We start from the raw sequence: 8,031 nt of genomic DNA on the forward strand, positions 1-8,031 counted from the left end.
CTTTCAGAACGAAAACTGATTCAACACATCCGGCATACCCTTGGCCAGGTCCTCAGCCTCGCGGCTCGCCAGGGTAGCGGCATCCCACAGCTCGAAGTGGGCGCCCAGACCGAGCAGCATCACATCGCGCGTCATACCGGAAGCGTTGCGCAGTTCAGGCGCGATCAGGACGCGGCCGGAGCCGTCCAGTTCCACGTCCTGAGCGTTGCCCAGCAACAGCCGCTGCAACGCGCGCGCCGTCATGGGAAAGGCGGCAATCTGCTCGCGCTTCTTTTCCCACTCGGGCCGCGGGTACACCAGCAGGCAGCCGTCTGGGTGGCGGGTCAGGGTCAGGCGGCCTTCGGCCTGCGCCATCAGCGCGTCACGATGCCGGGTCGGAATCGAGATCCGTCCCTTGGCATCCAGCGTGAGCGCGCTGCTTCCCTGAAACACCACTTTTACCCCACTTAATTGCACAATTTCCTACTATTTCCCACTCTACGGTATGGCAATGGGGCGGTCAAGCGCGCGGTTGCAATTTTTTCAATCACAACAAGGACTTAGAGCAACTTGTAAATACGCAAAAAGAAAAACCTCCCAATAAATCAGGAGGTTGCGTCACTATCTAAAAGTGCTTCTTAAGAAGTGGCGGCTAACAATGCCTTTGCATTGTTTTACCCAGCCCGCTTGCCGAAGACTGGCGGGCGTTGCGCGCCAGGTAGCGGATATCGCGGCGAGAAAAAAGCGCCGCGGCGCCACGCGTCGATCGGAAATCCAATGCAAGACGGGTCTATAGGCCGGATTCTGTACACCAGGTTTCCCTGGCGGACGATCATTCCTCTGCGCGGATCATTGCTGAGCCGCTGTAGCCATCTACCCGCATGCTCGGACGGAGCCGCCCTTCGCGGCCCGAAAGCCGCACGCATGCCTATTTGATGTTGCTCCGGGTAGAGGTTGCCGCGTTTCACCCTGAGATGCCGCCGGCCGTTGCCGACCGGCGCGATACGGAGATGGCCGTATCGGTGCGCGACTGGCGCGCCCGCCCCGCAGACTCGTCTCTGTGGCCCTATTCCTCGACCGCGCCCGAAGACGCGGCCGGACGGCCGTTAGCCGCTACCCTGCCCTGTGGAGTCCGGACCTTCCTCGATGGACTCGCATCCACCGCGATCGCCCGACCCGCCTTGCGGTGCGTATTCTAGTACAGGTCACGGCTCTGTCCCCGAACACCTTCCCGGGTTCCTGCGACAATACGGCTTGATCCGCTTACCCCGCCGCAAGAACGACTCACTACATGGCTCTCGCAACGCTCATCACCCTGACCGACATCCAGCTGGCCTATGGCCACCATCCGCTGCTGGACCACGCCGACTTCGCCATCCAGGCCGGCGAGCGCATCGGCCTCATCGGCCGCAACGGCGCCGGCAAGTCCTCGCTGCTGCGGCTGCTCGACGGCCGCACCGTGCCGGACGATGGCGACATCGCCCGCAGCTCGGGCCTGCGTGTGGCCACGGTCGAACAGGAACCGGAGCTGGACGAAAACGCCACCGTGTTCGACGTGGTCTGCAACGTCGACGGCGACCATGAGGACTGGCAACGCCCGTCGCGCGTGCGCGCCATGCTGGAAAAGCTCGGCCTTCCCGCGGACGCCCAGATCGCCGGCCTGTCGGGCGGCACCCGCAAGCGCGTCGCGCTGGCCCGCGCGCTGGTCGAGGAACCCGATCTGCTGCTGCTGGACGAGCCCACCAACCACCTCGACTTCGACGGCATCGCCTGGCTCGAAGAGATGCTGCGCACCTGGAAGGGCGCCGCCGTCATCATCACCCACGACCGCCGCTTCCTGGATTCCGTGGCCACCCGCATCGTCGAGCTGGACCGCGGCCGGCTGCTCAGCTTCCCCGGCAACTTCTCGCAATGGCAGGAGCGCAAAGCCCAGTGGCTGGAATCCGAGCGCCTGGAACAGGCCCGCTTCGACAAGCTGCTGGCCCAGGAGGAAGTCTGGATCCGCAAGGGCGTGGAAGCCCGCCGCACCCGCAATGAAGGCCGCGTGCGCCGCCTGGAACGCCTGCGCGTCGAGCGCGCCGAGCGCCGCGAACGGGTCGGCGACGTGTCGCTGGCGCTGGCCGAGGGCCAGCGTTCGGGCAAGCTGGTGGCCGAACTCGAACATGTCGGCAAACGCTTCGGCGACAAGGTCGTGGTGGACGACTACTCCACCACCATCCTGCGCGGCGACCGCATCGGCATCATCGGCCCCAACGGCGCCGGCAAGACCACGCTACTCAAGCTGATCCTGGGCGAGATGCAGCCCGACAGCGGCAAGACCCGCATGGGCACCAATGTATCGGTGGCCTACTTCGACCAGATGCGCGCCCAGCTCGACGAAAACGCGACCCTGGTCGACATCATCAGTCCGGGCAGCGAGTGGGTCGAGATCGGCGGCACCCGCAAGCACGTCATGAGCTACCTGGGCGACTTCCTGTTCTCGCCCGCCCGCGCCGGTTCGCCGGTGCGCAGCCTGTCGGGCGGCGAACGCGCCCGCCTGCTGCTGGCGCGCCTATTCGCGCGCCCGGCCAACGTGCTGGTGCTGGACGAACCCACCAACGACCTCGACATCGAAACGCTGGAGCTGCTCGAAGAACTGCTGCAGGAATACTCGGGCACCGTGCTGCTGGTCAGCCACGACCGCGCCTTCCTGAACAACGTCGTCACCCAGACCATTGCCTACGAAGGCAACGGCCACTGGCGCGACTACGTCGGCGGCTACGACGAATGGGTAGCCCAGCGGCCTGCGCCGACGCCCGCCGCTGCGGCGGAAGAAGACGCGGCCAAGGCGGCTCGCGCCGCCGACGAGGCCGCGGCCCGCGCCAAGGCCGCCAAGCCAAAGCCGGCCCGCGCCGCCAAGATGAATTCGTGGGAATTGCGCGAACTCGAAGGCCTGCCCGACGCCATCGCCGCGCTCGAGGCGCAGCAGGCCGAACTGGCCGGCAAGCTCGCCGACGGCAGTCTCTACCGCGATGCGCCCGCCGAAGTCGAACGCATCAACAGCGAGCTGTCCAAGCTGGAAAGCGAACTCGAGGAAAAGTTCGCGCGCTGGGAACTGCTCGAGGCGCGCCGCGAAAGCGCGCTCTGATCCCGTCCCGTCGGCGCCGCCGCCACGGCGACTCCTGCCCTCTATATATAGAGGGCAGTTGCCGCGCTCAGACCGACGCGCGCCAGGCCAGCGTCTCGCCGGCGGCCAGCGGCACCAGCGCGGTGTTGCCGAACGGCACCTCGTCCGGGATCTGGAAGTTTTCGCGCACCAGGGTTAGCTTGCCAGTATTGCGCGGCAGGCCATAGAAATCAGGGCCGTGGAAGCTGGCGAACCCTTCCAGCTTGTCCAGCTTGCCAACCGCATCGAACGCCGTCGCGTACAGCTCCATCGCATGCAGCGCGGTGTAGCAACCGGCACAGCCGCAAGCGTGCTCTTTCAGGCCGCGCGCGTGCGGCGCACTGTCGGTGCCCAGGAAGAAACGCGGGCTGCCGCTGGTCGCCGCTTCCACCAGTGCCAACCGGTGCGTCTCGCGCTTGAGGATCGGCAGGCAGTACCAATGCGGCCGCACACCACCCTGGAAAATCGCATTGCGGTTGTACAGCATGTGCTGCGGCGTGATCGTGGCCGCGATCGGCCCTTCGGCATCGCGCACGTACTCGGCGCCTTCCTTGGTGGTGATGTGCTCGAACACCACCTTCAAGGCCGGAAACGCGCGGCGCAGCGGCTTCATCACGCGCTCGACGAAGATCGCCTCGCGATCGAACACGTCGATCGACGGATCCGTCACTTCGCCATGCACCAGCAGCGGCATGCCACACTTTTCCAACGCCTCCAGCGCCTTGGCGCACTTGCCCAACAGATCGGTCACGCCGGCGTCGGAATTGGTGGTCGCGCCCGCGGGGTACAGCTTGACCGCGTAGACCTGGCCGGACTCATGTGCGCGGAAGATCTCCTCGGCCGAGGTATTGTCGGTCAGGTACAGCGTCATCAGCGGCGTGAAAGCGTCGGCATCGCCGCCCGCCTTGGTCAGCGCCGCCAGGATGCGGCCGCGATAGGCCAGCGCCTGCTCGGTGGTGGTCACCGGCGGCTTCAGGTTGGGCATGATGATGGCGCGGGCGAACTGCCGCGCGGTATCCGCAACCACCGCTTCCAGCGCCGCGCCGTCGCGCAGATGCAGGTGCCAGTCGTCGGGGCGGGTGATGATCAGTTGATTGGTGTTGTGCGTGGACATGGGGAGGCTTCTTAATCTGCCAGGGGCATGCCCCGTTCGGCCAGCGCGCAGAACATCGCGCTGCCCAGGGGAATGACGGCATCGTTGAAATCGAAATGCGAGTTGTGCAGCACGCAGCCGGATTCGGCGCCGCCCTGCCCCAGGCGGAAGTAGGCGCCTGGCTTGCTCTGCAGCATGAAGGAAAAATCCTCCGACCCCATCGACGGTACCAGATCCCGCACCACGTTTTCCTTGCCGATCATCTCGGTGGCGATGTCCGCGACCAGGTTGGCGTGCTGCGGCGTGTTCAGGGTCGCGGGATAGATGCGTTCGTAGGTCAGTTCGGCCGTGCCGCCGAAGGCGCCAGCGATCGCCGTCACCAGCTCGCGCATGCGCGTCTCGACCATCTCCTGCACCGACTTGCGGAATGTGCGCACCGTGCCCACCAGCCGCGCCTCGCGCGGGATCACGCTCATCGCGCCAGGGTGGCCCGCCTGCAGGGACCCGATCGACACGACCGCGGAATCCAGCGGATTGACGTTGCGCGAGACAATGGTCTGCAATGCCGTGATGACCTGGCCGGCGATCGTGACCGGGTCAATCGTCTGATAAGGATGCGCGCCGTGGCCGCCACGGCCTGTGATCAGGATCTCGAAGCGGTCGGCCGCCGCCATCATCGGCCCGGGATTGATGCCGATGGTGCCGGGCCTCAAGCCCGGCCAGTTGTGCAAGGCATAAATGGCATCGCACGGAAAAGTATCGAATAACCCGTCCTCCATCATGGCTTTGGCGCCACCGCGCCCTTCCTCGGCCGGCTGGAAGATGAGCACGGCCGTGCCATCGAAATTGCGCGTCTGGGCCAGATATTTGGCCGCCCCGATCAACACCGCCGTGTGGCCGTCGTGACCGCAACCGTGCATCAGCCCGGGCTTGGTCGACTTGTGGCCGAACTCGTTGTCCTCGGTCATCGGCAGCGCATCCATGTCGGCTCGCAGGCCGATCATGCGGCCGCTGTCGCAGCGTTTGCCGCGAATGACGCCCACCACGCCGGTCTTGCCAATTCCGCGATGCACCTCGATTCCTAACGCCTCAAGCGCACCCGCGACGATCCCGGACGTCCGGACCTCTTCGAAGCCAAGCTCGGGATGGGCATGCAAGTCGCGCCGCAGCGCTGTCAATTCGTCATGGAACAGGCGAATTGATTCCAAAGGAGAACGTGCGTACATAGGAGGTTACAGAATGACGTGATAGGGGGGACAGTGGGGATATTTTAGTTGCTACAGAGGATAAATGCCTTTGTCTTTACGGGAGAGACACGTTATGCTCCGGCCGCAGGACAATTTTTCCAACAGCCAGAGAAGGAGCGCCGCATTATGGCCACAACCTCCAAACCCGCGACCGCGCGCAAGCCGAACGCTGCATTCATGAAGCCCCTGACTCCCAGCGCCGAACTGGCCGCTGTGATCGGTTCGGAAGCCGTGCCGCGCACCGAGGTCACCAAGAAGATCTGGGAATACATCAAGAAGCACAACCTGCAAGATGCGAGCAACAAGCGCAACATCAACGCCGATGCCAAGCTGCGCCCGATCTTCGGCAAGGATCAGGTCACGATGTTCGAACTGACCAAACTGGTCAACGCGCATCTGAAGTAAGCAGGCAAAGGGCGTACCCCGTACGTCCCTGCCTCGATACTGTCGCGACGCCCTGGCTTGAACGCCGGGCGGACTCGACTTGCGGCACCCCAGCCTGCCGCGCTTGCGCAAGCATTCCGGTTTGCGCCGCCAGCCCCATACAAGCGATGGGCACGGCCCCGCCACCCGACCACTTTCTTCCCCAGATAGCCTGCCACGCTCCCCGCGCTTTTGCGCCGCTGGACATCATCGCGACATGCGCGCCGTCTTGCCGAAGGCAGGGGCAGCAAGTCGCAAGGCCGCACCACGACTGGCTATGCGCGTTTCGCCGAAGTGAAAGCGGGGCGTGAATGGCGCGGAGCAGCCAGCCGGGAAACACCAGTGCCAGCGGCCGCTGCGCGGCTGCGCGCGAAGCAACCAGCCAAGAGCTATGGTCATCGGCCAACACCGGCTCGAACTGGCAAATCAGACGCCCGGCCCGCCGGTCATCGCCCGCCAGCATCAAGCGTCCCGACGCCACACCCGAGCCATCGACGGCAGCCTGCCGCATCAGCGCGGCATCGCTTAACCGCACACCCTGCGTCAAGCCCAGCGCCACGCCGGCCCGCTCGCACCACTGCCGCCACGCGGCATGCGGTTCGTCAAGCAGCAGCATGACCTTTGCCAGCCCCCTGCGCCACCAACGCCGGCGCCAGGCGCGGATGGCAGACCAGGCTCAAATTTTCCGCAGGATCAGATCCGTTTTCAGGCCACCGCCCCAGGCCCGAACGGATGCCCAAGTCGAATGGATGCCCCAGTCGAATGCATCATCGGCTGCCCACGAGTGCGTGGAGCTGGCGATCCGGAACCCGATGTCGGGATGGCGCTCGCGAAACGCCGGCTGCCGCGACAACAGTCACCACGACGCAAATGACGGCAGCGTCTTAATGCGCTACGGCACGGTGCGCGCTTCACGCGGCTGCTCCGTTGCCGCAGCCATGCAATCAAATGCGAGCGATAGCTCGCGCAGATAGCCCTGCCCCGTACGGGTCAATGCCGAGGCATGCCTGCAGAGCACGTGACGTTCACGGTCATGTTCGCCCGGTTCCTGAAGCCCGGGCTCGGCCTATCATTGCGGGTTGGCCAGCTCAGCATCACGTTCGTCGTCCTCGACCTGTGTTGCCACCTCCCATGGATCCTGGCGGCAGGGTGCTCCCTGGTCGCTTCAATTCACGACGGGCGCTGCGGCTCCAGGCCGCCGTCTTCGCCACTTCGATGCTTCTGGTCGCGTTGTGCGTGATCACGAGTTGACATCGCGCCGGTCTCATCGAAAAGCGCCGGGAATCCGCGGCAGGAAGAAGCGGCCAGCCCTGGGCGGTCACAGCCAATGAAAAAGGCCGGCGCAATGCCGGCCTTCGTCCCAAACGCCTCGGTTTCAGGCGTAGGAGGTGGGCGCCGTGCCTTCCAGCAGCGCCAGCCAGCCCTTGATCAGGCGGTACAAGCCCCACACGATGGTCGCGATCACGCCGATCCATCCAATATAGATAAGCACAGCCAGGCTGCTGATTGCCAGCCACAGCAGGGCCCACCAGAACGTGCGCAGCAACCAGTCGAAATGGGCCGCATAGACGGTGCCGGCAACATCCGAGCGCTTCAGATACATCAGCACGACGGCTGCCAGCGTGGCGATGCCCAGGAAACCACTGGTCAGAAAGCCCAAGGCGAATAAGCCATAGGCCACATGGGTCAGCGTGCGCAGGTCTAATGCCGTACCGGGCGCGGGGGTCTGGGTATCACTCACGATTACGCTCCAACAATTGACTCGGTCAATCTTACCGCACAAAGCCAGCCGACCCACGTGCGTTGTTATTTGGGCACATTCAATGCTGGCGCGGGTTGCAGGCTTGCTCAAGGTGATTTTGGCAGACCATTTTCAGCGTTGGGAAGATCACGGCGTCGACGATTACGTCGTCGTGGCGGCGTCTTGAAAACCGCTGTGAAGGCGGCAATGGACGGTCAGCGGCCGCCTTGCAGAGCGTTGAAATGCGCTGATGGAAAGCAAGACCTTCTACGACAAGCTGCAGCGCCACGGCATCGACCGCCAGGAATACACGGGCACGCCGGGGTGACCGATCCGCGCGGGATCGACGCCGTCAAACAAAAACCCCCGTGCGGCGCCAGCCGCACGGGGGTTTCTTTTTGGG

The 8,031-nt window shown here is 64.6% G+C and carries 8 protein-coding genes and 1 other RNA gene; 2 read left to right on the forward strand and 7 right to left on the reverse strand.

Features of this window, described 5'->3' with window-relative positions; genetic code table 11:
* Positions 1-3: 3 nt before the first annotated feature.
* Positions 4-432 carry a division/cell wall cluster transcriptional repressor MraZ gene (gene mraZ, locus HV742_RS21650; protein WP_006392946.1) on the reverse strand — a complete coding sequence of 143 codons (429 nt, stop codon included), beginning with the start codon at positions 430-432 and terminating at the stop codon, positions 4-6.
* Between the two features lie 324 nt (positions 433-756).
* Positions 757-1,162, reverse strand: an RNA gene (gene rnpB, locus HV742_RS21655) — RNase P RNA component class A.
* 108 nt (positions 1,163-1,270) lie between these two features.
* Between rnpB and HV742_RS21660 the strand changes: the two genes are divergently transcribed.
* The gene (locus HV742_RS21660) at positions 1,271-3,106 is read left to right on the forward strand and encodes an ATP-binding cassette domain-containing protein (protein ID WP_068952201.1); all 1,836 of its coding nucleotides are present in this window, start codon (positions 1,271-1,273) and stop codon (positions 3,104-3,106) included.
* A 67-nt stretch (positions 3,107-3,173) separates the two neighbouring features.
* Here the strand turns inward: HV742_RS21660 and pyrC are convergent, their stop codons facing one another.
* Positions 3,174-4,238, reverse strand: coding sequence for a dihydroorotase (gene pyrC / locus HV742_RS21665; protein ID WP_049071373.1), 1,065 nt, complete (start codon positions 4,236-4,238; stop codon positions 3,174-3,176).
* Positions 4,239-4,249: 11 nt separating this feature from the next.
* Entirely contained in the window at positions 4,250-5,443 is a 1,194-nt protein-coding gene (locus tag HV742_RS21670) for a M20 aminoacylase family protein (protein WP_049071372.1), read from the reverse strand.
* A gap of 147 nt (positions 5,444-5,590) precedes the next feature.
* Here HV742_RS21670 and HV742_RS21675 point away from each other — a divergent pair, with 147 nt between their 5' ends.
* Complete coding sequence (locus tag HV742_RS21675; RefSeq protein ID WP_006217453.1) at positions 5,591-5,869, forward strand: SWIB/MDM2 domain-containing protein; 279 nt, start codon at positions 5,591-5,593, stop codon at positions 5,867-5,869.
* Here the strand turns inward: HV742_RS21675 and HV742_RS21680 are convergent.
* The 3 genes from HV742_RS21680 to HV742_RS21690 all read right to left on the reverse strand — a co-directional run bounded on the left by HV742_RS21680 (position 5,850) and on the right by HV742_RS21690 (position 7,917).
* Positions 5,850-6,503 (reverse strand): LysR family transcriptional regulator, encoded by a 654-nt coding sequence (locus HV742_RS21680; RefSeq protein ID WP_254601209.1) that lies wholly within the window; start codon positions 6,501-6,503, stop codon positions 5,850-5,852. The genes HV742_RS21675 and HV742_RS21680 overlap by 20 nt on opposite strands.
* 759 nt (positions 6,504-7,262) lie before the next feature.
* A complete protein-coding gene (locus tag HV742_RS21685; protein WP_049071370.1) occupies positions 7,263-7,628 on the reverse strand; it encodes a DUF4870 family protein in 366 nt (121 codons plus the stop codon).
* 79 nt (positions 7,629-7,707) lie between these two features.
* Complete coding sequence (locus tag HV742_RS21690) at positions 7,708-7,917, reverse strand: hypothetical protein (RefSeq protein WP_175146324.1); 210 nt, start codon at positions 7,915-7,917, stop codon at positions 7,708-7,710.
* Between the last annotated feature and the right edge of the window lie 114 nt (positions 7,918-8,031).

Source organism: Achromobacter ruhlandii (assembly GCF_902859695.1).
In the GTDB taxonomy this organism is placed as follows: domain Bacteria; phylum Pseudomonadota; class Gammaproteobacteria; order Burkholderiales; family Burkholderiaceae_B; genus Achromobacter; species Achromobacter ruhlandii.